We start from the raw sequence: 23,378 nt of genomic DNA, 5'->3' as shown, positions 1-23,378 counted from the left end.
ATTTGTTACGCCGAACGCGAATTCGACAGCAATAACGCGGATCCGACAGTAATTTCTCACAACAATGATGGCAACTTTCGGGCCCGTCTGGCGCTTGCCCGCCGCACTCGGGTTCCGCGCAATGCGCGGCCGGCGCGGAGGCTCATGCCCGCGGAAGGACGAGGCGAGCATCGCGGAATCGTAGCTCAAGCGAGTGCGCTACTCGTTCACCGCCATCGGCGATACGACAAATCCAGGCACTGCCGGACCCAAAAGCCATTCACATGGATCAGTTGGCACGGGCTCGGAGGCGGCTCCTTGATGATCGGATATCCGTGGATATCGATGTTCGTCGGGGCGGTGACGCCGCGCCAAAACACCGCGTTGGCGGTCCGGGGACTGAAGGCGGCAGCGAATGCCGCGACTGCAAAGCAGCTCAAAAGAAGTTTGCGTGCGCACACCATGCTTTCCGCTCCTTCCCCTAAATCGACCGGAGAAGCTTCCCGCAGCCGGCAGCGGAGTGCAAGCGGGGTTTTTACGGAGTGAGTGCCTGTTCCTCGTCGTCAAAGACGACGGACAGCTCCTCGTGGAGTGCCTCTTGCCTACATCAGCCGGGCATATGGTGGCCGGCCGCCTGTCCGCCGTCGACGTGGAGCACTTCGCCGGTGACGAAGCCTGCGCCATCGAGATAAAGCACCGCGTCGACGATGTCGGAGATCTCTCCCATCCTGCCGACCGGGTGAAGGGCTGCCAGCGCCTGATGCGCCTCCGCCGGGTGCATCGGGGTCTTGATGATTCCGGGCGACACCGCGTTGACGCGGATTCCGGTCCTTGCGTATTCGATGGCGAGCGCGCGGGTTGCGGCGTTCAAGCCTCCCTTCGTCAGCGAGGCGAGGGCGGCCGGAACGCTGCTCATCGGCTGGTCGACGAGACTTGTCGTGATCGTGACGACGTGACCATGGCCCTGCTTGCTCATCAGCTCCAGCGCGCGCCGGGTCATGTTGAAAAAGCCCGTGACGTTCGTGGAGATGTAGGTGGCGTAGTCATCCTGCGTGTAGGCCGTGAACGGTTTGGCCATGAAGATTCCGGCATTGTTGACCAGCGTGTCGACGCGGCCGAAGCGCTCCAGCGCCGCCTTGAACACGTGCTCCGCAGTATCAGGCGCCCCGATGTCGCCCGCCACCGTGACAAAATCCGCATCGTCGGCCGGCTTGATCGAGCGCGACGTCGCAACCACCCGGTAGTTGCGATCCCTGAAGGCCTGAACGATGCCGGCGCCGATGCCCTGCGATGCGCCAGTGACAACAGCCACTTTCCGCTCTGTGCTCATGATCGCACTCCTTCAAAACTCGATTCTTGTTTTGACGCGTTTTCCTTGCGTGAACCGGTATCCACCCCGCATCAAGTGCGGGCAGGCTTCGCTCGAAAACGCTCTGGCCTACGCCGCGCCGCTTGCAGCAAGCGGGCTGTAGTCGTGGCTCTTGAACATCGTGTGCAGTTGCCGCCGGCGGATGCCCAGATTGCCGCCGTCGAAGATCGGCAGCGCGAGCGCGTCCTGCAGCAGGCCGCCGAATGGCGCTTCATAGTCATAGCTGTCGATACCGACCACCCGCATCAGATCGGTGATGACGCGCACGGCGGCCTCGGAGCCGAAGATCTTGGCTTGCACCGAGAGCTCCTCGGCGGCCGGCGACTGGGTGTCCAGGGCATGGCAGGCGCGCCAGCTCAGATAACGCGCCGCTTCGATTGTGGTCTTGGCATCGGCCAGCGCGTATCCGACTGCCTGATGCTCGATGATGGGGTGCACGCCGCCGCGCTTTTCGGTGCGGGCAAAATCAAGCGCGAACGCGAACGCCGCCCGCATCAGCGCGACGCCGAAGATTCCGACCAGCGCCGCGGTGCCCGTGAACGCCGCCGCCGTCAGCGCCAGACCTGCGCCCTGCTGTCCGAGCAGATTGCGCTGCGGCGCCGTGACATTCTGCAAGCCAAACTGGGGGACGAGGTGCGCGCGATGGCCGATGCTGTCGATCGCGCGTTCGAACACCAGACCGGTCACCGGTCCTTGCACGGCAATGATCGAGATGGCCGCGTCGGGTGCCGCCGCCGGATCGGTTCGGCACACGACGGTCAGGAGATCGGCGCCCTCGCGATTCCAGCCGGTGGCCGAGGACACCCATTTCTTGCGGCCGTTGATCACCCAATTGTCGCCCTCGCGCCGGGCCGTGGTGCGGACGCCCTCGCCGGGCGGCGGCGAGGCGGCGTTGGCGCTGCCGCCCGGTTCGCTGGAGCAGAAGGCCGCGAGCGGCGCGCCGCTGGTCTTCAGGAACGGCGCGAGCAACCGCTGGCATTGCTCGGGCGTGCCGCCGAGCAGCAGCGGCAGCAGGCCGAGCACGCTGCCGAGCATCGTGAGCGTCACGCTGGGATTCACGCTGTAGAATTCCTCGGCCAGGATCGCCATGTCGATCATGCCGGCATTGTCACCGCCTGCCGGCGCCGGAATGCACTTGCGCATATAGCCGGCCGCCACCATCGCCTCGTAGGTCGGTTTGGTCGCGAGAAAGCGCTGCTCCGGCGTTGCCAGCTTTTCGGCGGCCCTGGCCTCGGCCAGCACCTCCCTGGCAAATTTGCGGGAGGCGAGTTGCAACTCGCGCTGCTGCGCCGTGAGCGTGAAATCGATCGCCATGCCAATGTCCTCCGTGTCGGGCTATCGCTATCCCGGCATGGTCAGGAAATCTTGGACGGCAGCGCCTGATTTCTTGGCGTGGGGTGAACCGGGTCGTGAACCCGGTCTCGTCGCGCTTTCAATGCGCGGCTGAGCGGCGGAACTCGCGCGGGGCGAGGCCATTGTGGCGCTTGAACAGGCGGTTGAAATGCGAGATGTCGCGGAAGCCCGCGGCAAAGGCGATCTCGGCAATGGTCCTGTGGGCAGAGCTGCGATCGAGCAGGGCGCGCGTGCACGCGGCGATCCGCTGCTCGTTGACGTGTTCGCCGACGGAGCGGCCGGTGGTCGCAAACAGGCGGTGCACATAGCGCTCGGAGCAGCGGAATCTCGTGGCCAGCGCCGGGGCACCGAGCTCGGGATCGTCGCTGTGACGGGCGATGTGGTCAAGCATCATCGACAGCAGCACGGGCATATGCACGCGCTCCGCCGACATGTGGGCGAGGATGTCGGGTGCGTGCGCGATCAGCTCGGCGATATGCGTGCCGAGCATCGCCGAGGTCGTGGCGAGTTGACGGCCGCTGAGGCAGAGCTCGGCGTAGCTCGCCAGCGTCCGCGAGAACGCGCGGCCGGTTTCGGTCGCCGACAGGCCGAGCCGCGGGCGGTCGAACAGCGCGTCCGGCAACAGACGTCGCGGCACGGCAAAGCAAAAGAGCTTGAAGTTGTGGCGGTGGGCGATCTCGAACGGCTGCGTCGTATCGGCAACCGCGAGGTCGCCGGGCGCACTGATCTGCTCGTGGCCGCGCTGCGAGGTACGTCCCAGCCCTTCGAGCTGCAGGTTGACGAAGCAAAGGTCGTCGGTGCTCGCAACGATGTGCGACGGCAGCCGCAGCACGGTGTGCCCGCTCGCCGTGACCCGCGAGATCTGCAGCGGCGCGGCGTCGACCTTGCAGATCGTGCCGACAAAGGATTCTTCGGCAATCCGGCGCGGCTCCAACCGCACGAAGGCAGCCGCGAGGTTATCAGCCCAACTGCCGAAGGGCTGATCCGGACGGGCCGGCCTGGTCGACCATTCCATGTGCGCCTCGAATAGACTGTCACTGCGAAGGGCCCAGCGGTCGAAAGATATCGCCGGCCAAACCGGCGGTCAAATAGTGCCAGCCCGCGGGTCCCGGGACACCCGCGGACCGGAGCAATGACGATGCCGTGGGCATCGCCATCCCCTGGTTGACGTCGGCCTTTCGTCAAAACTTCTGGGTGATGCCGGCATAGACGCCGCGCCGCGGTCCGTATTGCGGCGCGAACACGCCGATGCCGGAGCCGTCGCGGATCTGGTAGACGGTATCGAACAGATTGACGACGTCGAGACGCAGCGTGGTGGGCTTGTTCGGTGCGACAAGGTAGAAATCGTGCGAGACGCCGAGATTGACCTGGGTGTAGGGCGGCACTGTGCCGATGTTGGCAAAGCCGTCGCGCAGGCCTGAACCGTAGATCAGCGAGGCGCTGAACTTGGTGTCGTGCCACTGATACCAGCCGCTCACTGATGCGGTCAGGGTCTGGGCATGATCGGTGTTGACGTAATTGTTGGCGATGTAGGCGAGTTCGTCCGGATCGAACAGATACTGGTTCGACACGACGTTGGTCGCGACCTGTCTTGCGATGGCGACGTTGCCGTAGAGGTGCAAATTGTCGTGGTCGTATCTCGCCGTCAGCTCGACGCCTTCGTTGGTGCCTTTCGCGTAGTTGAAAGCGGTCAGGACGTAGGCCGCGCCGAACTGGCCGTCGTCGAGCAGGTCGGTCGCGATCTTGTAATAGGCGTCCATGCCGACTTCGAGGCCGGGGATCGCATAGACTTTCTGCGTGACGCCGACGTCGAACACGTGCGAGCGCTCGGGTAAGACAGGATCGTTGGCGGAGACGGCGGGCTGCGCGGTCGTATTCTGCACCAGCGAGAGGTTGGTCGGCGCCGCCAGCACCTGCTCGGGCGGCGTGAAGTTGCGCGCATAGCCGGCATGGAAGGTCGTGCCTTCGAGAGGCTTCCAGGTCAGGCTGATCCGGGGGCTGAGCTGGTTGGCATCGACATATTGCCACATCTGGTCGAAGCGCAGCCCGGCGTTGAGCGTCAGCTGGTTGGTGATCTTCCACTCGTCGCTGATGTAGGTGGAGAACAGGTACCCGGTCTTGGCGCTGGAATCGAACACCGAGAGCGGCGCGTCGATGGGGTTCCCGGTATCGTCCAGCGGCAGCACGGTCGAGCCGTTGTTGACCAGCGACCGCTCGGCGCTGAACGACACGCCGAACTTCAGCGTGTGCGCGAAGCCCACTCGGTAGGACGTGTCTTCCTGGATGCCGTTGATGAAGCTCTGCCGATAGACGTCGGACGCGACCCCGTTGAAGACGAGATCGCCGACCGGATCCGGCGTGAAATGCAACTGACTGTAGCGGTTGAAATAGGCGATTTGGTAATCGAGGCCGTCGGCCGATTTCTGATAGGCCACGACGTTGAACTGGTTGAACTCCCGCTGCCGCTCGTTGAGCAGCGCGGAATCGAAATTGGAGACGCCGAAGGCGGTGAAGGCCGGCGACTGGCCCGGATTGTTGGGGATCTGATAATTGCCGTTGGAGACGCCGCCGATATAGGTCAGCCGGCTGGTCGGATCGAGCGCTGTGGAGACATAGGCAAAACCCTTCTCCTGATCGGTCCGGTCGTGGATGGCATTGTAGGCCGGCGTCGGATTCTCGATGCCGACATCGCTGCCGAAATAGCGTCCCGAGACGTAATACTGCGTCTGTCCGATGGTGCCGCCATAGTCGACGCTGGTCGTGAAATTGCCGTGGCTGCCGCCATAGACACTGACGCTGCCGGAATTGTTGAAGGCATCGGTCTTGGTCTGGATGTCGAGCACGCCGGCGGTGCGCAGGCCGTATTGTGCGGGCAGGGCGCCGGTGAACAGCGCCATGCTGCCGACGATGCCAGTGTCGATGATCTGGCCGAAGGCGCCGACGCCGTCCGGCAGCATGATGCCGTTGATGCGGTATTGCAGATTGGCGTGCTCGTTGCGCACGTGCAACTCGCCGCTCGCGGCAGAGTCCTGCGAGACCCCGGGCGCCTGCAGCAGCGCCTTGTCCAGGGTGGTGTTGGTGCCCTGCGGCAGCGACTCCAGGAACTGCCGGCTCATCTCGTAGGTATTGGCGCCGGTCGGTGCCAGCAGCGCGGCGCGGGCCTGGTCGAGCCGCGCGTTCTGGCCTGCGACCCCGCGGGCCTGAGCCTGCTCGGCGGATTCGGGCGCAGCCGATACTGCGCCGGTTCTTCGCGCGCGTCGACCGGCTCCGGCGGCAACGTGTGTCTTCGGCTTGTTCGGCGCAGACGGCGCGCTGTGATGCAGCGGCGCCGTCACCGTGATGTCCGGAAGTTCTGTGGTCGGCGCGGTCGTTTGCGCCCACGCGGGGCCATTCATCCCGCAGACCAAAAGCGATGCCGCGCCGGCGGCGGCGTGTCGTCTGATATGCCCTGACATGTTCGTTTCCGATCTCACGAGGCCGCGATCCGGATCCTTCCGAACAGGACACGGTCGTGCCTGCCGTCGATGCGCGACGGCCAGATTCCCCATTGATCAAACGGCAGCCGATGCGTGGCCGCGTTTGAGGTTCAGTTGTGGTGGGATGTCAGGAGATCGGAGGTGCGCGCGGCTGAAAGTGAGGCCTGCCGAATTCGACCGGGGCCGCATAATTGTCGATGTGCCAAGGAAGCAGACCGACGGCATCGGGCAACTGCAGCGGCGGCAGCGCCGGTGCCGGCGTCGCCGTGTTGACCATTGCCACGACGGCGCAGATAGCGCAGAGGTCCGCGGCCTGATCGGAATCAGGCGTAGAACGAGGCTCGTCGCGCGACGTGTTCTCGACATGCGCCGCGAACGCCGCCGTCGCCTGTGCCGATGCGATGGCATGAAAATGCCCGAACGACAGCACGAACTGGATCGCCAGCGCCAAAAGCGCCAGCCCAGCCCCGTGCCTGATGTTCGAACGAAACCACTTCATGACGACGCCATTCCGCGTCGATGGTCACAACACCGATGGACGGTGCCTGCGACGCGGTGTCGCACATTTTCGAAAACGTGCCAGCCTGTCAATCCGCATTGCTGGGCAATGCGATCAATTTCCAGCCGTCTGGGGCGACTGGGCAACGTCGCGACTTACGGTGCCTTTTCGTGGTGGCCGTGAAGCACTCCCCATGAAAATAGGGGCCCGGCTCGCGCCAGGCCCCCATCCCTTACTCTACGATCGCGGTGAAGACGCCGGCACCGACGGTGCGGTTGCCTTCACGGATCGCAAAGCGCGACCGCTCCTCGAGCGCGATCGGCTTGTTGAGCTCGATCGTGAACTCGGCGCTGTCGCCCGGCATCACCATCTCGGCGCCATCGGCGAGCTGGACGGTGCCGGTGACGTCGGCGGTCCGGAAGTAGAACTGCGGACGATAGTTGGCGAAGAACGGCGTGTGCCGTCCGCCTTCGTCCTTTGTCAGCACATACACTTCCGCCCGGAAGGTCCGGTGCGGCGACGCACCGCCCGGGTGCGACAGCACCTGACCGCGCTGCACGACAGCCTTGTCGATCCCGCGCAGCAGGCAGCCGACATTGTCGCCGGCCTGCCCCTGATCGAGGATCTTCCGGTAGCTCTCGATGCTGGTCACGACCGACTTGCGGGTCTCGCCGAGGCCGACGATCTCGACCTCGTCGCCGAGCCTGATCGTGCCGCGCTCGACGAGCCCGGTCACGACCGTGCCGCGTCCGGCGATCGACTGCACGCCCTCGATCGGCATCAGGAACGGGCGATCCTTCGGCCGCTCGGGCAGCTCGATGTAGCTATCGAGCGCCTCGAACAGTTTCAGGATCGCCTGATCCGCCAGCGGACCGCGCTCGCCGCGCAGCGCCGCCATCGCCGCACCGCGCACGACCGGCGCGTTGTCGCCGTCGTACTGGTACTTCGACAGCAGATCGCGCACCTCGATCTCAACGAGATCGACGAGTTCCGGATCGTCAGCGACATCGCACTTGTTCAGGAACACCACGATGCGCGGCACGCCGATCTGGCGCGCGAGCAGGATGTGCTCGCGCGTCTGCGGCATCGGTCCGTCGACGGCGGAGACGACCAGGATCGCGCCGTCCATCTGCGCCGCGCCCGTGATCATGTTCTTCACATAATCGGCGTGGCCCGGACAGTCGACGTGCGAGTAGTGACGCGCCGCCGTCGAGAACTCGACGTGGCTCGTCGCAATGGTCAGGATCTTCGTGTCGTCACGCGTACCTTGCGCTGCCGACGCCCTGGCAACGTCCTGATAGGAGACGAACGCGCCCCAGCCGTGATCGGCTGAAACCTTCGTCATCGCTGCCGTCAGCGTCGTCTTGCCATGATCCACGTGGCCGATCGTGCCAACATTGCAGTTGGGCTTGAGGCGGATGAACTTCTCTTTGGCCATGGGACACCTGTGGTGTTCGAGCTCCCGTGCTGGGTTTGCACGACTCGAGGCACCGCGAGAGCTCGTTCGGCGCCAGGAGCCGCTTCCGCTCCGGGCTGCCTTCCAATGTCAGGTGTGACGTGAGGTCAGGTCCAAAGCAGAATAGCGGCGGCTGAGGGCAATAGCCCTCCCGTCATCAGCATCGATGCTTGCTGTGATCGCCGCATGTGGAAACCTGGGTCGCTCGCTATCAAAAAAGGAGGCGTGTACATAAGGCGTGACCGCGCGATTGGCAAGAGGCGGCTGTGTTGCCGTGGAGCGGTACGCTGGCATTGTCGGCCTCCGGAGCGTATAGTTTGCGGGCACAGGTGACGGTCTCCCCAATGTCGATCCTCGCAAGCAAAACCGGTCTCGCAATCGTCGTGGCAGTGCTGTGTCTCGGCAGCCAGCAGGCGCATGCTCAGGCCGGCCCGGTGCGCTATTGGACGCCGGGGTCGCTGTTCGGCTTCGGCGGCAGCCTGGCCGATGGCCAGAAGGCGGACACCTACGGCAACTTTCCTGGCTTCGACGCCGCCGGCGCGCAGGGCGGTGACTTCGCGTATCTGAATGGCCGTCCGGACGGCTGGTTCATCGGCAGCGAAGGCGGACGCGCCGGCTGGAGCGGGCTCGGCCAATCGGCGGCGTTCGGCTCGCTCGAATATCAGGGCGCGCAGTTCGGCTACAACTTCAAGGGCGTCGGCAATACACCCGTGACGTTCTTCGCCGGCTTCGACACGTTGAAATACAATCCGCCCGGCGCCGGCGGGCCGTTGGCGCCGTTCAGCGGCAATCCCGGCGTCAACGCCGGCTATTCGGCGCGCGCGGGCCTGGAGTTCCGCCCGACCTCGAATGTCACCCTGTCGTTCGGGGCCGGTTTCACCCAGCAAGGGACGGAGCGGATGGACAGCGACATCCATTCGCAGTTGCTGCCCGGCCAGTCTCCGATTCTGTTCGGCGGCCGCTAGCGCGTCAGCGCAAGACGGCCGCGCTGCGGTCCTGATCCAACCAGAGCCGAGAAGGCTCGAGGTCAAGAGCACAGCCGGGATCGAAAACATGGACATGCAGGGCAAGATCGCGCTCGTCACCGCCGCAGCGTCGGGCGCCGGCCGCGCCGGGGCGCGCATCCTCGCGCGCGAGGGTGCATCCGTTGCGGTGGTCGACCAGAACGAGGCCGGCGCGAAGGCTGTTGTCGACGAGATCAGGAAGGGCGGCGGCCGCGCGCTGGCGCTGACCGGCGATCTCCGCGACGACGGCTTTTCGCGCGAGATCGTCGCTGCGACCGTGAAGGAATTCGGCGCGCTCGACTGCGTCTGGAACCATCTCGGCATTCCCGGTCCGTCCGTGATCGACGACATGGAGGGCTGGGACCTCAGCGTCGATCTCAATCTGCGCTCGCAGCTGATCACGACCAACGCGGCGCTCGGCCACATGACCGCGCGGCGCAAGGGCAGCATCCTGTTCACGGCATCGACCTCGGGGCTGACAGGCTCGCCGTGGAGCCCGACCTATTCGGCGGCGAAGGCCGGCGTGATCGGCCTCGCACGCGCGCTCGCCAAGCGCCACGCCAAGGACGGCGTGCGCGTCAATGCGATCTGCCCCGGTGCGATCGACACGCCGATGCTGCGGGTGTTCGTCAACCGGCCGGACCAGCCGGGGCACAACGAGGCCGATCCGGAGGAACTGATCAAGGCCGCGGTGACTCGCAATCCGATGGGCCGCGCCGCGCGCCCCGAGGAGATCGCGGAGGTCGCGGTGTTCCTGCTGTCGGACAAGGCGTCGTTCGTCACCGGCATCGCGATGCCGGTCGACGGCGGGACGCTGGCGTAGGATCCCGCATTGTCATGGCCGGGCTTGTCCGGCCATCCAGGTCTTTGCCTGATCGCGTGGAGATAAAGACGTGGATGCCCGGCACAAGGCCGGGCATGACGAGTTTCGTGGAAAGCTCCTTGGCCGCCCTCTGGGTCAGGCTCTCAAGGGCATTCCCCCTAGAACTTCGCCCTGATGCCGGCATAGGCGGCGAGCGGCATGCCGGGCACGAAGGTGCGGGGATCGCTCAGTTGCGCCATCAGGTTGGTGACTCCAGGCGTGGCGCTGGCAAAGCCGCCGGTCTGATAGAACGCGCCACTCAGATAGTAGTGCTGGTTGAACACGTTGTTGATCAGGCCGAACACCTCGATGTTCTTTGTGATCTGATATGAGGTGTGCAGATTGACGACCGAATAGGCCGGCACCTTCGGGCTCTGGTTGGTGTCATCATGAATGATCCACTGACTGCCCACGACGTTGAGGTCGGCGCCGATCTTCCACGCGTCAGTGACGTTGTACTCGACGCCGGCCTTGAAGCGGTGCGCGGGAATGCCCGGGATGTGGTCGCCCGGCTTGACGTTGACAAACGAGACGTCGTCGTTGTTCGGGTCGGTCTGGGCGTTCGGATTGTTCGGCGAGAACAGCGTGATCGCGCTTCGATAGGTCGCGTCGACATAGGTGTAGTTGGCGTAAGCATTCCAGCTGTTGTAGCGGTATTCGAGCTTGGCCTCGATACCCTGCCGCAGGGTCTGGCCGGCATTCTGGAAGAAGCCGAAATTGTTGACACCGAGCGGGCTCGCCACCTGGATGATGTCGTCGTCGGACAGCGTGCGGAACACGCCGAGGCCCCAACTCAACACGCCGGTCCTGACGTCGCGGCCCCAGCCGCCGCGCAGGCCGGCTTCGACGGTGTGCGCCACCACCTGCTTGAGCGGAGGATCGGCCACCAGGAATGTGTCGATCATGCAGGGATGGTTCGGATCGGAGCAGCCGAGCTCCAGCGGCGTCGGCGCGCGGTTGGCTTCCGAATAGCCGGCATAGGCGGTGAGATTCGGGGTGATCTTGTAGGTGCCGCCGATCACCGGGTTGAATCGCTGGAAGCGGTTGCTGCTGTTGAGCAGGTCGTTTGTGCCGGTCTGGTCCTGCAGGTCGATCTGGGCATAGTTGAATCGTCCACCGGCGGTGACCGAGAACTTGTTCGTCACATCGAATGTGTCGGTGAGGTAGACGCCGGTATAGGTGTTGGTGGCGCGCAGGTCGACCGGGCTGAGACCGGCGTCGGGCTGGTTGATGAAGACACCGGTGCCCGTCACGAACAGATTCTGGTCGACCGTACCGAGTTCGCTGGTCGCCGTGAATTTTGTATTGCCGTGGTCGACGCTGACGCCCATCACGACGTGGTTGTCATGGCCGAACAGTCTGTCCGTATTGGTGAGCTGGGCTGTACCGCCGAAGCTGTTGGTCGCGACCCGGTTGCGGTCGATTTCGCCAAGGAAAGCGGTGCCCAGCGTGTTCGGAACAGTACCGTCCGCCGGGCCGAAAATCGGAAGGCCGTCGCCGATGCACAGATTGGTGGGATCGTCGCACGGCGCGACGTCGGTGCCATTGCCGTCGACATGGGACTGCCGGAAGCTGCGGAAGTAGGCGTTGCCCTGGAACGACCAGGTGTCCGAAAAATTGTGGTTCAACGTCGCGTTGACGAAGGCGAGCTGAAGATGCGTCGACTGCGGCCAGGTGTAGACGCTCGACCAGCGCTGATTGAGCATCTCGACCGGCGTGGCCGCGACGTTGCCGAGCAGATTGTTGGCACCGGTGAAGTTGACGTGGAATTCGGTGTCATCGTTGCGCGCGCCGATGTCGACATACATGCGGTTGACGTGCGACGAATTGGCGTAGTCGCGCCAGCCGCGGTCATAGGCGGATTCGAAGGCCGCATAGGCGGAGATGTTGTCCTTCTGGCCGCCGGCCTGCACGCTGCCCTGCACACGGCCGGAGGAGCCACCGAACGCTTCACCCTCGACACCCTGATAGGTGAAGCCGTTCTTCATCTGGATGCTGAGCGCGCCGCCGATCGCGTTGAGGCCGAATATGGGGCTGTTAGGAACCAACGACAACCGGTCGATGGCCTTTTCCGGGATGAAATCCCAATTGACCACGTCGCCCCAGGATTCGTTGATGCGGACGCCGTTCTGATAGACCGCGATCCCCTGTGGCGTTCCCTGAACCGGCGAGGCGACGAAGCCGCGATAGTCGAGCGTGCGCTGGAACGGATTGCCGGTCTGGTCGGTGAGGGTGACGCCGGGCAGCTTGCGGTTCACCGCATCGAGGAAGTTGGTCGAATAGTTGTGGCTGAAATCCGCCGACGTCATCACCGCGGTGTTGGACGGGACCTTGTCGCGATCGATCAGGGTGGAGTCGCGCTCGGAGGGGCCGGGGACGCCGGTGCCACCTTCGGGCGCCGCCGCGGTTTGCGCCGGCGCGGCCCGTGTTCGTGTGGTTCGCGATGTCTGCACCGCCGGCCGTGCCGCCGGCTTGGGGCTGCGCGTGCCCGCCAACGGCGAGGGAGCAATCACGGTGACCGGCGGCAACTCGGTCGGGGCGGGTGCGGGGGTCTGGGCGTAAACAACGGTCAGCGGCGCCGCGGCGCCGATCGCCGTGAGCACGGCCGCGGCGCCACGCGTGTGAACCGAAGAAGACAAAAATCGTGTTGCCGTACGCAACAACGCACCAGCCATGACGCCCACCCCAAAGTCGCGGTTCGACTTTTATCCCCGACGAACCTTGGTTTTAAGACTGCGGGAGCGCTAAGGCTTTGGCAAACAAGATGTGTCCCGGAGGACCGGGATTCTTTTCCAGATATGTTCGGGAAAAATTCCCGATGCTGGTGGACGGACGCGCGAATCCGATACGGGGCGGTGATTCTGGGCGGCTTTACGCAGGTTTGTGCCTAAGAGACGGGCATTCCCGCCTCTTAGGCAACGGTATCGTGTCTAGTCCTTGAACTCGCAGCCGAGGCGCTGCAAGGCCTCGTCGACCCAGCGGCGGTCGCTGGTGCCGGCCAGGATTTGCTGGATCGCCTTCTCCTCGGTGGCCTTCTTGGCCTCGGTCAGCTTGCAGATGGCCTCGGCGTCGTCATAGGGCACGCAGAGCACGCCGTCGTCGTCGGCCACGATGAGGTCGCCGGGCTCGACGATCATGCCGTCGATCGAGATGGCACAATTGATCTCGCCCGGGCCGTCCTTGTAGGGGCCGCGATGCGCGACGCCGGCGGCGAACACCGGGAACGCACCAGCGCGGATCGCGCCGGCATCGCGGATCGAGCCGTCGATCACGAAGCCCGCCACACCCTTCTTCTCAGCCAAGGTCGACATGATCTCGCCGATGATGGCGTTGACGAGGACGCCGCCGGCGTCGACCACGATGACGTCGCCCGGCTGGGCCAGGTCGATCGCCTTGTGCACCATCAGATTGTCGCCGGGCCGGGTCTTCACGGTCAGCGCCGGGCCGCCGAGCCAGCCGCCGGCATGCATCGGCCGCAGACGGTTGGTGCCCGCGATCCGCGACATCGAATCGCTGATATTGGCGACCGGCAGCGGCCGGTAGCGCGCGACGAGGCCAGGCGACACTTTCCGCTTCGCCTTGTGAATTGCAAATCCTACAGCCATCGGTGTTCTCCGGTTTGTTGTCGGCGCGATCGCTTAATGCGAGCGGCGGTCGAGATGGGCGTTGAGGCGGGGATAGACGCGGCGGGCGTTGCCTTCAAAGATCTTGGCCTTGTCCGCCGCGCTTAGCGGCAGCGCGTCGATGTAGCGGCGGGTGTCGTCGAAGTGATGCCCGGTCTCGGGATCGATGCCGCGGACCGCGCCGACCATCTCCGACGCGAACAGGATGTTCTCGGCCGGGATCACCCGGGTCAACAGCTCGATCCCAGGGAGATGATAGACGCAGGTGTCGAAGAACACGTTCTTCAGGAGATGCTCCGACAGCGGCGGCAGCTTCATGTCCTGCGCGAGGCCGCGGTAGCGGCCCCAGTGATAGGGCACCGCGCCGCCGCCATGCGGGATGATGAACCGCAGGGTCGGGAAGCGCTTGAACAGGTCCGAGGTCAGGAACTGCATGAAGGCGGTGGTGTCGCCGTTGAGGTAATGCGCGCCGGTGCCGTGGAAGCAGGGATTGCAGGACGAAGAGACATGGACCATGGCCGGCACGTCGAGCTCGACCATCTTCTCATAGAGCGGGTACCACCATTCGTCTGATAGCGGCGGATCGCACCAATAGCCGCCGGCGGGATCGGGGTTGAGGTTGCACCCGACGAAGCCGAGCTGCGTCACGCAGCGCTCCAGCTCCTCGATGCAGTTCGCAGGCTTGACGCCAGGGCTCTGCGGCAGCTGGCACACGGGAACGAAGTTCTGCGGGAACAGCGTGCAGACCCGGTGCACGAGGTCGTTGCAGATCGTGGTCCATTCCCGGCTGGTCGCTTCCTTGCCGACATGATGCGCCATGCCGGCGGCGCGCGGCGAGAAGATGGTGACGTCGGTGCCGCGCTCCTTCTGCAGGCGAAGCTGCGCGCCCTCGACGCTGTCGCGGATCTCGTCATCGGTGATGCCGAGCTTGGTGGTGAGCGGCCGGCGCGATCTGTCGGCGAGGCCGGCGAGCTGCTTGTCGCGGAATATCTGCAGCTTGGCCGGCTCGGTGGTGTAGTGGCCGTGACAATCGATGATCATGGTTGCTTCCTTACGAGGTTGTCAGTGTGTGACGGAGGACGGCATCGCGCCCGTCAATTCCGTCTCGCGCGGTTTGACGCGCATGGTGGCGGCGATGGCGGAGGCGATGAGCAGAAAGCCGGCGATGCCGACCAGCGCCCATGAGAAGCTTCCGGTGGAGTCCTTGATCAGGCCGATGCACCACGGCCCGATCAGGCCGCCGAACTGCGCCAGCGTGTTGACCATGGCGATCGAGGCGGCGCCGGCCGCGCCGGTCAGCAGCGAGGCGTTGATGCTCCAGAACAGCGGATTGCCGGCATTCAGGCTGAAGCCGACGATGCAAAGGAACACGAAGGCCAGCACCGGGCTCGAGACATAGGCGCTGCCGAGCATCGCGATCGCCGCGAGCAGATAGACCGCCGCGAGGTGAAACTTGCGATCGCCTGTTTTGTCGGAGCTGCAGCTGACTATGATGGTGCCGATGACGCCGAGCAGCGGCGGGATCGCGGAGAGAAAGCCGACCTCGATATTGCTGAGATTGCCCATGCCCTTGATGATCTGCGGCAGCCACAGCAGCAGGCCATAGATGCCGACCAGCGCGCAGCCGAACAGCGCCGCCAGCAGCCAGACCCTGATATCGATGATACATTCGATCAACCTGTGCTGCCCTTGTTGTTCGATCTCGGCCCGCTCGGCGGCGAGCTCGCCCTCCAGCCAGGCGGCCTGCTCCTTGCTCAGCCAGCTCGCCTTGGCCGGGCGGTCGGTCAGATAATAGAGCGTGAACAGGCCGAGCAGAATGGTCGGCACGCCCTCAGCGATGAACATCCATTGCCACCCATGCAGGCCGGCGGCGCCGTCGTACCAGGTCATGATGCTGGTCGAGATCGGTCCGCCCAGGACCGCCGAGAACGAGCCGGCGATAATGTAGCCGGCCACCGCGCGGGCGCGATAGCGCGCGGGGAACCAGTAGGTCAGATAGAGCACCACGCCGGGCATGAAGCCGGCTTCCGCGACGCCGAGGCCGAACCGCATCACGTAGAGGCTGAGCGGATTCCAGACGAAGGCGGTCAGCGTCGCGACCAGGCCCCAGGTGATCAGGATGCGCGCCAGCCAGATCCGCGCGCCCAACCAGTGCAGCATCAGATTGCTCGGAACCTCGAGCACCATGTAGCCGAGGAAGAAGATGCTGGCGGCGAAGCCGAAGATCGCGGGACTGAGACCGAGATCCTTGTTCATCGTCAGCCCGGCATAGCCGAGATTGATGCGGTCGAGATAGTTGAAGAACATCATGACGAACAGGATCGGGATCAGCCGCCAGTAGACGCGGCGGATGGTTTGCTGTTCGAGTTCTCTGACGGACGCTCCGGCCATTAAAATCCTCCCGTTCGTTGTGATGGCGTTCATTGGGTCGCGACGCCATTTCGGATGTTGTTGGGGTGGACGGCCTCGCGCGCGGGAGGCAGCCGTTCGGCTCCGTCCGGAGCCGGGCCTGCCGCCATCGTTCGGAGGTCGATGCCCTGCTGTTCGGGCAGCATCAATGCAGCGCAGAACGCGGCCGCGTAGCCGCAGATGGCGCAGATCGCCATTGCGTCGCCGAGATGCATCCGCGTCGACAGGATGCCGACGGTCGCCGGCACGATCGAGCCGAGGCCGCGCCCTGCGCTGAGCGCAAACCCGGCGCCGTTGGCGCGGATGTTGGTCGGAAACAGCTCGGCAAAGGTCGGCATCAGGCCGGAGGCGAGGCCGGCCTGCAGCGCGCCGAGGAAAAATCCGAGGATGATGGTGATGCCCTGGCCGATCGGCGCCTGGGTGTAGACTGCGACGTTCAGCGCCTGGCAGAGCAGGAACAGCATGAAGCCTTTGCGGCGGCCGATACGGTCGGCAATCAGGCCGAAGGCGATCGGCCCGACGAACGATCCGAAGATGTTGACGGCGAGATAGCCGGCGGTGTGCATGACCGGCAGATGCAGGCCGGTCTGCAGATATGTCGGCAGCCAGGTGATCATCACATAGGCCGCGCCAAGTGTGCCGGTGGTGAAGAAGGTCGCGACCAGCGTCTTGAACAGATGCTCGCCGGTGAAGATGGTCCAGAAGCTGTGCGTCGCCGAGGCGCCGCGCTGCGCCTTCTCCTCGACGAAGATCGCGGATTCCGGCACGAAGCGGCGGACAAAGAAGACGAGCAACGCGGGCAGGATTCCGATCGCGAAGAACACGCGCCAAGCCATGTCCTGCGACAGCCAGCCGAAGATGAGCGGAAATGCCGCCACCGACAGTGCATTGCCGACGGCATATCCGCTCTGGATCGCGGCGGCGACGCGGCCGCGCATGCCGGCCGAGACCACCTCGGCCACCAGCACGGCACCAACCGCGGCCTCGCCGCCATAGCCCATGCCCTGGACGGCGCGCGCGACCAGGAGATACCAGAAGCCGTCGGCGAAGGCGGCGGCAAATGTCGAGACCGCGACCAGAAGGATGGTGAATTGCAGCACGCGTACCCGGCCGAACCGGTCGGCGGCAATGCCTGCGATCCAGCCGCCCGCAGCGGTGCCGATCAGCGAGCTCGAGGCGAGAATCCCGGCGTCCGGCCGCGACAGGCTCAGCGTCGCGATCAGCGCCGGCGTGACCAGCGCATAGATCGTCGTGTCCATCGAATCGAGCGCAAGTCCGCCGAAGGCGGCGAAGAATGTCTTGCGTTCGACGGCGGACAGCTTGGACAGCCACCCCAGATTCATGTTCGTTTCCCCCTTGATATCACGGGCCTCTTGTCGGGCCGTTTCTGCGAGCGTTATGGCGGGTCCAGCGCCGCCGGGTTGACGACGTTGGCGCGATCGATGTCGCCCTGCGTCAGCACTGCTGCGATGTTGCGCGCTGCCTCGACGCCGGTTCGCGTGATCGATGCGCCGGTTTGGGCTGCGATATGCGGCGTCACGATCAGGTTCGGCGCCTGCAGGATCGGCCGGTCCTTGGCGGGCGGCTCTTGCGCCAGCGTGTCGAGGCCGGCGCCGGCGAGATGGCCGCTGCTCAGCGCTGCGCATAATGCGTCCTCGTCGACCAGCGCGCCGCGCGCGGTGTTGATCAGGATGGCGCCGGACTTCATGGCGTTGAGGCGCGCGGCGTCGATCATGCCGCGGGTCGCATCGGTCAGCGGCGCGTGCAGGCTGACGATGTCGGAGACGGCGAGCAGATCGGCGAGATCGGCGGCTTCGCGCGCCAGCGCCGGATCGACACGGCCTTTGCTTCGGCCGAGCGCGACGACGGTCATGCCGAGCGCCGCCGCTGTGCGCGCGACGTGGCGGGCAATACGGCCGAAGCCGACGAGGCCGAGGGTGCGGCCGCGGATTTCGCGGCCGCGATAGGTGGCGCGGTCCCAGGCGCCGGAATGGGTTCGCGCGTTCAGGCTGACGACATCACGCCCGAGCGCGAGGATCAGCGCGATGGTGTGCTCGGCAACCGCGGGCGCGTTGGCGTCGCCCGCCACCATCACCAGCACGCGCTGCTTGGTTGCGGCATCGATGTCGACGCTGTCGATACCCGCACCGTGCTTGGCGATCACGCGCAAATGCGGATTGCTGGCGATGACGGCGGAGGAGAATACCGGATTGCCGCGCATCAGGATCGCCTGCGTCGGCGCTGTTGCCATCTCGTGCGTGAGGCGTTCAGGCGTGATGGCATCGCGCATCAGCACGACGTCCGCGCCGATCTCGCTGAGGATTTCGACGGCTGCGGGGGCGAGGGTGTCGCCGGTGACCAGGACGCGAAACGAAGCGGTCATGGCCTATCGCCCGCTGCGATATTGCATGGCTGCCCCGCTGCGTGCGCCGCGCCATACTGCAAGAACCTGACGCATTTTTCGCGCTTCTCCCTTCTTCTCCCTTGGAGCATTGCTGATTTCGCGCGAAGATCGGGAAACGGCCCCGTGAGGTCAAATACCTTGTTGACCCCCCACTTATAGGGAAACGGAATAAGCGATGGATTACAGGCAGCTTCGTTACTTCATCGCGGTGGCCGAAGAATTGAGCTTCAGCCGCGCAGCCAAACGTTTGCATGTCAGCCAGCCGCCGCTGAGCACGCAGATCAAGGCAATGGAGGCGGAGCTCGGGACGCGCCTGCTGGCACGGACGCGGCGCGCTGTGGAACTCACGCAGGCCGGGCAATTGCTGTTGGAGCATGCGCGGCGCGCGGTCAGCGAGCTCGATCTGGCGTCGGAGACGGTTCGTCGTGCAGCGCGCGGCGAGGCCGGCATGATCCGCGTCGGCTTCACCGGCTCGGTGCCGATGCTCGACATGTTCGCCGAGCTGTTCCGCAGCTTTCGCGCCAGTTATCCGCGGGTGAAGATCGAGCTCCGGCACATGTCGACGGCGACGCAGCTGCGCGCGCTTGCCGACGCCGAGCTCGATGTTGCGATCATGCGGCCGCCGCTCGATTTTCGACCGGCAGCCGATTTGCAGGTCCATGTGGTCTGGCGCGACCGGCTGATGGTGTTCCTGCCGCTGGATCATCCGCTGGCCGGCGCCAAAGGCGCGCTTGAGATGGCCGATCTCGCCGATCACGAATTCGTCGGCATGGCCGAGAGCGGCTGCGGCGTCGGCGATCAGGCCGCGATGCTGTGCCGGCGGGCGGGCTTTGCCCCGCGCGTGGTGCAGGAGGCGCATGAACTGCGCACCGTGCTGAGCCTGGTCGCGGCCGGGATCGGGCTTTCGATCCTGCCATCCTGCTACCAGCAGGCCGGCGTCATGAATGTGGTGGCGAAGCCGCTGGACACGCCGGATGCGGAGAGCCGCATGCTGGTGGCGATGCGCGCGAACGCCTCGCTGCTGCCGCGCCGCTTCGTCGAATGCGCATTGCAGGCGGCGTCGCGCAGCGCACCGCCGCTCGTTCCCGAGGTCGCCGCGGCGAGCCGGTGATCGAGCTGCGCCGAGCACGCGCGCGCTGCTTCCCGCCTGAGATTGCGGCGGCGTGCGCACCCCATACTTTCGTCGGCAGTAGTCTCCCGGAATGCAGTCTGGCTCTGCTCTTGCATAGGTGAATGGCAGGAGCTGGGGCGCCGATTCGTCGTGTTCTCGCCTGCGACGGCAATGTCGCGGGCGAACTGGAGTGATACGCGCCCGCAGCGGGATCGAAACCTGCGGAGACGACATTATGCACGCCATCACGCGTGCGGCACTGCTGCTTGGGACGATGTGGTTGACATCGCCGACCCTGGCGCGCGACGACGGCCGCTACGCCAATTCACCATTAAAGCCCTGGTTTGAAAGCCTGCACAGTGGTTACGGACAATGCTGCTCGGATGCCGACGGCTATGTGGTCGCCGATCCCGATTGGGAGTCGGATCACGGCCATTATCGCGTCCACATCGACGATGAATGGGTCGTGGTGCCGAACGAAGCCGTGATCACCGAGCCGAACAAGATCGGGCGGACCATGGTGTGGAAGCACTACATCGACGGCCACCCGCGGGTGCGCTGCTTCATGCCGGGCAGCATGACCTGAGCGATCGCCTCACCCAGGCGCGCGGCCGGTGAGAAAGCGCGTGATCACGCCGCCGAGCCGGGCGTGCTCGAGCGGCGCGGCGAGTGACGCCTTGGCGGTTTCGACCACGGCATCCGGCGCGAGGCCGCGGCGCAGGTCGCACAGCGCGTCGGCGTAATCGGCGGTGAATTCCGGATGCGGCTGCACCGACAGCGTGGTGCCGTTGCCATAGAGCAGCCCGGCATGCGGCGTGAAGTCTGATGACATGATGGTGCGTGCGGAGGCGGGCGGGGTGATCACCTGGTCCTGATGCGAGCAGGCCGCGGCGATCGTCTCGCCCGCGATCAGCCCGTTGTTCGGTGCCAGCCGATAGACGTGGCGGCCGATGCCCCAGCCCTTCTCCGACTTGCGCACGGTGCCGCCGAGCGCCTGCGCGATCAGTTGATGGCCGAAGCAGACGCCGACCATCGGAACGCGCTTATCATGCGCCGCGCGCACGAAGGCCTCGAGCGGCGCGATCCAGTCGACATCGTCATAAACGCCCGCCGACGATCCCGTGATCAGGATCGCATCCAGCGCCGCCGGCTCCGACAGCGCCTCGCCGTTGGCGACGCTCACGACGTCGCAGGCAACAGAGGGATCGGCGGCAGCGACCATCCGCTGGAACATCTGCGGATAGCTGCCGTGGCGCTCGCGGAATTGCGGGCTGACGAGCCCGGTCTCGATGATGGTGATGCTGGGCATGGGACGCGACGAGTGATGGGCGGGGATGACGAGCCTTTACTCCGAAAGCGCTGCTGGCCACAAGCTGCGGCTGTCGGCCGCCGATCAATTGCGGGGTGTCGCCACAGCCTCGATCGTTGCGGTGTGCTGCGCCGCCGGCGCCGTGCTCGTGCTGACAATCACGGGCTCGGTGCGGTAACGTGGCAGCTGATCCGCGAGCGAATAGCCGACGCAGAGCGCAAGGCTCGACCAGACCGCCATGCTGAAATACAGCGACATCCAGGCGATTTCCTCGCGCCACTCGGCGATGTCGTGGGTCACGACCCAGCGCCGGCTGACGTCGCGCAAGCCGTCGAGCGGATGCAGCAGCGTGCCGCCGGCGGCGAGATTGGCGCGCCAGCGGTTCAGATACATCGGGACGTCGACGGTCATCAGGAAGGCGAGGAAGGCGGCGATGCCGACGATCGCGACGATGAAGGCCCAGCGCACCGGGCCGTGAAACTCGGGCAGCAGCCGGCACAGCGCAATCCCGACCAGGAAGAACACCACGGCCCAGATCGAGTTCTCGATCGCGTTGCAGAGATAGTGGGTGGTCAGCACCGCATACCAGGAGAAGCATTCCGCGATGACGATCAGCGGCACGATGATCCAGGCGATGTTCACGGTGGTCTCGGCGCCGCTCATGGTGCCGAGCTGATACAGCACGATCGCCCATTGCGCGGCGAAGCAGACCTCGGCGACGGTGGCGACGGTGCGGCCGACCACGACACTCGACAGCCAGGTGTCGACCAGGCAGATGCGCTGCACGTCGGCGCGCGGCAGCACCGAGCGGAAGGCGCAGCCGAACACATAGGCGGCACAGAGCAGCAGCATCAGCCCGATGCCGGAGGTGTTGCTCAGGCTGCCATTGGCCTGCTCGTGGAACTGGCGGTAAAGCGCGAACCACACCGCGATGTTGGCGGCGCTGACGAGGCTCAGCATGCCCCACCAACGGACCACCGGATTCGACCAAGCCAGCGAAACCGGCCGTGCCCGCCACTCCATGCTCATTCACCGCTCCGCGTGTAACCGAATTGACATTTGGGTGTATTAATTCTGTCACAGACGGCCGGGAATCACGACTAAAAAATGCGTGTGGCGCGGGCAGGGCTCCAATTATGACAGCGAGATTTGTGACAGCGAGCGCGTGGTGCGCCCGACCCTCCGTTCGACACTCCGGGTTCGCGCTCTGCGCGCCCGGGAATGACGAGGGGAGAAGTCTCGGCCCCGGCCCTTCGCGATCGTGATCGAATTTGACGCCCGCGCCGGTAGGCAGGCTTCGCGCGATCATCTATTGAACTGCTTCCTTTTTCGGGCCGAACCCGCACGGGCTGGCTTCAAGCGAAGGCGCCTTGTGACGACGGACATGACGGCCAGCTACGACCCGCTGCTGCGCAGGATTCATTGGGCGACCGCGGTGCTGTTCATCGCGGCAATGCTGATCGGGCTCTATTGCGGGCTGCAGCCGGCGGGGACGTCGCCGCGACGCGAGCTGCTCGAGGTGCACAAGTCGCTCGGCATGACGCTGTTCATGCTGGCGATCCTGCGGCTGATCGTACGGACTGCGACCACGGCGCCGCCGGAGCCGGGATCGTTCTCGCCGCTGGTCAAGATCGCCGCGCGGCTCAATCACTGGGCGCTCTACGCCATCCTCTTCGTTCTCTTCGTGATGCCCGTGACGGGATACATGTTCTCGTCGGCCGGCGGCTATTCGCTGCGCTATTTCTGGACTTTCAGCTGGCCGCGGCTGTTCGCCGACAACAAGGCGGTCGAACATGCCGGCGAGCTCGCGCACGGCGCGCTCGCCTACGTGGTTTACGCCGCGGTCGTGCTGCACATCGCCGCGACGTTTTGGCATGCCGTGGTGAAGAAGGACGAGACGCTGGCGCGGATGTGGCCGCGCGCGAGCCGCAATCCATCCTGATCCGTTGCTCTAGTTTTTATTTTGACGCGTTTTCTTCACGCGAACCGGTGTCCACTTCCGCTCGAAAACGCTCTGCGTCAGCCGCGCAGCGCGGTCTCTGGAATGGTGCGGCGGACCACCTCGCGCATCGCGAAGCTGGAATGGATGCGCGCGACACCGGGCATCCGCGACAGATGCTGCTTGTGGATGCGCTCGAAGTCGGCGATGTCGCGGGCGATGACCTGCAGATGATAATCGTCGCTGCCCGACATCAGATGGCAGGACACGACGTCGGGGCACCGCGCGATCGCGGCCTCGAATGCCGCCAGATAGTCCTCGCTCTGCTTCTCCAGCGTGATGGTGACGACGACCGTTGTCACAAGTCCCAGCGCGCTCGGCTCGAGATCAACGCGGTAGCCGCGGATCACGCCGATCTCCTCGAGATGGCGGATGCGACGCGCGCAGGCGGTCGGCGATAGCCCGACCTTTTCCGCGAGCTCGATCTGGCTCGCGCGGGCATCAGTGACCAGCTCGCTGAGGATTCTGAGGTCGATACGATCGAGACCGTCCACGCAGTTTTCCTTCAAGAGCTGAGCCCGCGAC

The 23,378-nt window shown here is 65.1% G+C and carries 20 protein-coding genes; 5 read left to right on the top strand and 15 right to left on the bottom strand.

All coding sequences use genetic code 11. The annotated features are described in order from the left end of the window. Positions 1-586: 586 nt before the first annotated feature. The 6 genes from G6P99_RS40035 to tuf all read right to left on the bottom strand — a co-directional run bounded on the left by G6P99_RS40035 (position 587) and on the right by tuf (position 8,114). Positions 587-1,309, bottom strand: coding sequence for an SDR family NAD(P)-dependent oxidoreductase (locus tag G6P99_RS40035; protein ID WP_029082769.1), 723 nt, complete (start codon positions 1,307-1,309; stop codon positions 587-589). Positions 1,310-1,417: 108 nt separating this feature from the next. After that, positions 1,418-2,662 carry an acyl-CoA dehydrogenase family protein gene (locus tag G6P99_RS40030; protein WP_029082770.1) on the bottom strand — a complete coding sequence of 415 codons (1,245 nt, stop codon included), beginning with the start codon at positions 2,660-2,662 and terminating at the stop codon, positions 1,418-1,420. A 118-nt stretch (positions 2,663-2,780) separates the two neighbouring features. Next, positions 2,781-3,716: a helix-turn-helix domain-containing protein gene (locus G6P99_RS40025; RefSeq protein WP_029082771.1), complete on the bottom strand. Its 936-nt coding sequence runs from the start codon at positions 3,714-3,716 to the stop codon at positions 2,781-2,783. 166 nt (positions 3,717-3,882) lie between these two features. Next, a complete protein-coding gene (locus tag G6P99_RS40020) occupies positions 3,883-6,156 on the bottom strand; it encodes a TonB-dependent receptor (RefSeq protein WP_165126070.1) in 2,274 nt (757 codons plus the stop codon). Positions 6,157-6,304: 148 nt separating this feature from the next. After that, a complete protein-coding gene (locus G6P99_RS40015; RefSeq protein ID WP_029082773.1) occupies positions 6,305-6,676 on the bottom strand; it encodes a DUF2946 family protein in 372 nt (123 codons plus the stop codon). Between the two features lie 232 nt (positions 6,677-6,908). Next, on the bottom strand, positions 6,909-8,114 hold the full coding sequence (gene tuf, locus G6P99_RS40010) for an elongation factor Tu (protein ID WP_029082774.1): 1,206 nt from the start codon (positions 8,112-8,114) through the stop codon (positions 6,909-6,911). 362 nt (positions 8,115-8,476) lie between these two features. On the opposite strand from tuf, the gene G6P99_RS40005 reads away from it, so the two are divergent. Together G6P99_RS40005 and G6P99_RS40000 are read left to right on the top strand one after the other, a co-directional pair. After that, positions 8,477-9,097, top strand: a complete 621-nt coding sequence (locus G6P99_RS40005; RefSeq protein ID WP_029082775.1) for a hypothetical protein — start codon at positions 8,477-8,479, stop codon at positions 9,095-9,097. 88 nt (positions 9,098-9,185) lie between these two features. Then, entirely contained in the window at positions 9,186-9,959 is a 774-nt protein-coding gene (locus G6P99_RS40000; protein WP_029082776.1) for an SDR family NAD(P)-dependent oxidoreductase, read from the top strand. Positions 9,960-10,117: 158 nt separating this feature from the next. Here G6P99_RS40000 and G6P99_RS39995 read toward each other — a convergent pair whose 3' ends face one another. The 6 genes from G6P99_RS39995 to G6P99_RS39970 all read right to left on the bottom strand — a co-directional run bounded on the left by G6P99_RS39995 (position 10,118) and on the right by G6P99_RS39970 (position 18,413). Next, entirely contained in the window at positions 10,118-12,307 is a 2,190-nt protein-coding gene (locus G6P99_RS39995; RefSeq protein ID WP_165129172.1) for a TonB-dependent receptor, read from the bottom strand. Between the two features lie 621 nt (positions 12,308-12,928). Continuing rightward, positions 12,929-13,603: an RraA family protein gene (locus tag G6P99_RS39990; protein ID WP_029082778.1), complete on the bottom strand. Its 675-nt coding sequence runs from the start codon at positions 13,601-13,603 to the stop codon at positions 12,929-12,931. Positions 13,604-13,636: 33 nt separating this feature from the next. Continuing rightward, positions 13,637-14,662 (bottom strand): amidohydrolase family protein, encoded by a 1,026-nt coding sequence (locus tag G6P99_RS39985; RefSeq protein WP_029082779.1) that lies wholly within the window; start codon positions 14,660-14,662, stop codon positions 13,637-13,639. 21 nt (positions 14,663-14,683) lie between these two features. After that, the gene (locus G6P99_RS39980) at positions 14,684-16,012 is read right to left on the bottom strand and encodes an MFS transporter (RefSeq protein ID WP_029082780.1); all 1,329 of its coding nucleotides are present in this window, start codon (positions 16,010-16,012) and stop codon (positions 14,684-14,686) included. A 29-nt stretch (positions 16,013-16,041) separates the two neighbouring features. Beyond that, entirely contained in the window at positions 16,042-17,373 is a 1,332-nt protein-coding gene (locus G6P99_RS39975; RefSeq protein WP_029082781.1) for an MFS transporter, read from the bottom strand. A 53-nt stretch (positions 17,374-17,426) separates the two neighbouring features. After that, positions 17,427-18,413 (bottom strand): hydroxyacid dehydrogenase, encoded by a 987-nt coding sequence (locus tag G6P99_RS39970; protein ID WP_029082782.1) that lies wholly within the window; start codon positions 18,411-18,413, stop codon positions 17,427-17,429. 196 nt (positions 18,414-18,609) lie between these two features. Between G6P99_RS39970 and G6P99_RS39965 the strand changes: the two genes are divergently transcribed. Both G6P99_RS39965 and G6P99_RS39960 read left to right on the top strand, forming a co-directional pair. Continuing rightward, a complete protein-coding gene (locus G6P99_RS39965; protein ID WP_029082783.1) occupies positions 18,610-19,545 on the top strand; it encodes a LysR substrate-binding domain-containing protein in 936 nt (311 codons plus the stop codon). A gap of 235 nt (positions 19,546-19,780) precedes the next feature. Further along, complete coding sequence (locus tag G6P99_RS39960) at positions 19,781-20,131, top strand: hypothetical protein (RefSeq protein WP_165126067.1); 351 nt, start codon at positions 19,781-19,783, stop codon at positions 20,129-20,131. 9 nt (positions 20,132-20,140) lie between these two features. Here the strand turns inward: G6P99_RS39960 and G6P99_RS39955 are convergent, their stop codons facing one another. Then, on the bottom strand, positions 20,141-20,854 hold the full coding sequence (locus G6P99_RS39955) for a type 1 glutamine amidotransferase (protein ID WP_029082785.1): 714 nt from the start codon (positions 20,852-20,854) through the stop codon (positions 20,141-20,143). Positions 20,855-20,938: 84 nt separating this feature from the next. Then, positions 20,939-21,877, bottom strand: coding sequence for a hypothetical protein (locus G6P99_RS39950; protein ID WP_029082786.1), 939 nt, complete (start codon positions 21,875-21,877; stop codon positions 20,939-20,941). Between the two features lie 361 nt (positions 21,878-22,238). On the opposite strand from G6P99_RS39950, the gene G6P99_RS39945 reads away from it, so the two are divergent. Then, on the top strand, positions 22,239-22,796 hold the full coding sequence (locus G6P99_RS39945; RefSeq protein WP_029082787.1) for a cytochrome b: 558 nt from the start codon (positions 22,239-22,241) through the stop codon (positions 22,794-22,796). 77 nt (positions 22,797-22,873) lie between these two features. Here the strand turns inward: G6P99_RS39945 and G6P99_RS39940 are convergent, their stop codons facing one another. Continuing rightward, positions 22,874-23,362, bottom strand: coding sequence for an Lrp/AsnC family transcriptional regulator (locus G6P99_RS39940; protein ID WP_165126064.1), 489 nt, complete (start codon positions 23,360-23,362; stop codon positions 22,874-22,876). Positions 23,363-23,378 lie beyond the last annotated feature (16 nt).

The organism is Bradyrhizobium sp. 6(2017) (assembly GCF_011058295.2).
GTDB classification, from domain to species: Bacteria; Pseudomonadota; Alphaproteobacteria; order Rhizobiales; family Xanthobacteraceae; genus Bradyrhizobium; species Bradyrhizobium septentrionale.
The sequence above is the reverse complement of the archived record's forward strand: the minus strand, read 5'-3'. Positions and strand labels throughout refer to the sequence as shown.

What these genes read in the sequence shown, in the direction of transcription:
- G6P99_RS40035 (WP_029082769.1), bottom strand. Translation starts at nt 1,309, where the DNA reads ATGAGCACAGAGCGGAAAGTGGCTGTTGTCACTGGCGCATCGCAGGGC.
- G6P99_RS40030 (WP_029082770.1), bottom strand. Translation starts at nt 2,662, where the DNA reads ATGGCGATCGATTTCACGCTCACGGCGCAGCAGCGCGAGTTGCAACTC.
- G6P99_RS40025 (WP_029082771.1), bottom strand. Translation starts at nt 3,716, where the DNA reads ATGGAATGGTCGACCAGGCCGGCCCGTCCGGATCAGCCCTTCGGCAGT.
- G6P99_RS40020 (WP_165126070.1), bottom strand. Translation starts at nt 6,156, where the DNA reads ATGTCAGGGCATATCAGACGACACGCCGCCGCCGGCGCGGCATCGCTT.
- G6P99_RS40015 (WP_029082773.1), bottom strand. Translation starts at nt 6,676, where the DNA reads ATGAAGTGGTTTCGTTCGAACATCAGGCACGGGGCTGGGCTGGCGCTT.
- tuf (WP_029082774.1), bottom strand. Translation starts at nt 8,114, where the DNA reads ATGGCCAAAGAGAAGTTCATCCGCCTCAAGCCCAACTGCAATGTTGGC.
- G6P99_RS40005 (WP_029082775.1), top strand. Translation starts at nt 8,477, where the DNA reads ATGTCGATCCTCGCAAGCAAAACCGGTCTCGCAATCGTCGTGGCAGTG.
- G6P99_RS40000 (WP_029082776.1), top strand. Translation starts at nt 9,186, where the DNA reads ATGGACATGCAGGGCAAGATCGCGCTCGTCACCGCCGCAGCGTCGGGC.
- G6P99_RS39995 (WP_165129172.1), bottom strand. Translation starts at nt 12,307, where the DNA reads ATGACGTCGGCGGATTTCAGCCACAACTATTCGACCAACTTCCTCGAT.
- G6P99_RS39990 (WP_029082778.1), bottom strand. Translation starts at nt 13,603, where the DNA reads ATGGCTGTAGGATTTGCAATTCACAAGGCGAAGCGGAAAGTGTCGCCT.
- G6P99_RS39985 (WP_029082779.1), bottom strand. Translation starts at nt 14,662, where the DNA reads ATGATCATCGATTGTCACGGCCACTACACCACCGAGCCGGCCAAGCTG.
- G6P99_RS39980 (WP_029082780.1), bottom strand. Translation starts at nt 16,012, where the DNA reads ATGGCCGGAGCGTCCGTCAGAGAACTCGAACAGCAAACCATCCGCCGC.
- G6P99_RS39975 (WP_029082781.1), bottom strand. Translation starts at nt 17,373, where the DNA reads ATGAATCTGGGGTGGCTGTCCAAGCTGTCCGCCGTCGAACGCAAGACA.
- G6P99_RS39970 (WP_029082782.1), bottom strand. Translation starts at nt 18,413, where the DNA reads ATGACCGCTTCGTTTCGCGTCCTGGTCACCGGCGACACCCTCGCCCCC.
- G6P99_RS39965 (WP_029082783.1), top strand. Translation starts at nt 18,610, where the DNA reads ATGGATTACAGGCAGCTTCGTTACTTCATCGCGGTGGCCGAAGAATTG.
- G6P99_RS39960 (WP_165126067.1), top strand. Translation starts at nt 19,781, where the DNA reads ATGCACGCCATCACGCGTGCGGCACTGCTGCTTGGGACGATGTGGTTG.
- G6P99_RS39955 (WP_029082785.1), bottom strand. Translation starts at nt 20,854, where the DNA reads ATGCCCAGCATCACCATCATCGAGACCGGGCTCGTCAGCCCGCAATTC.
- G6P99_RS39950 (WP_029082786.1), bottom strand. Translation starts at nt 21,877, where the DNA reads ATGGAGTGGCGGGCACGGCCGGTTTCGCTGGCTTGGTCGAATCCGGTG.
- G6P99_RS39945 (WP_029082787.1), top strand. Translation starts at nt 22,239, where the DNA reads ATGACGGCCAGCTACGACCCGCTGCTGCGCAGGATTCATTGGGCGACC.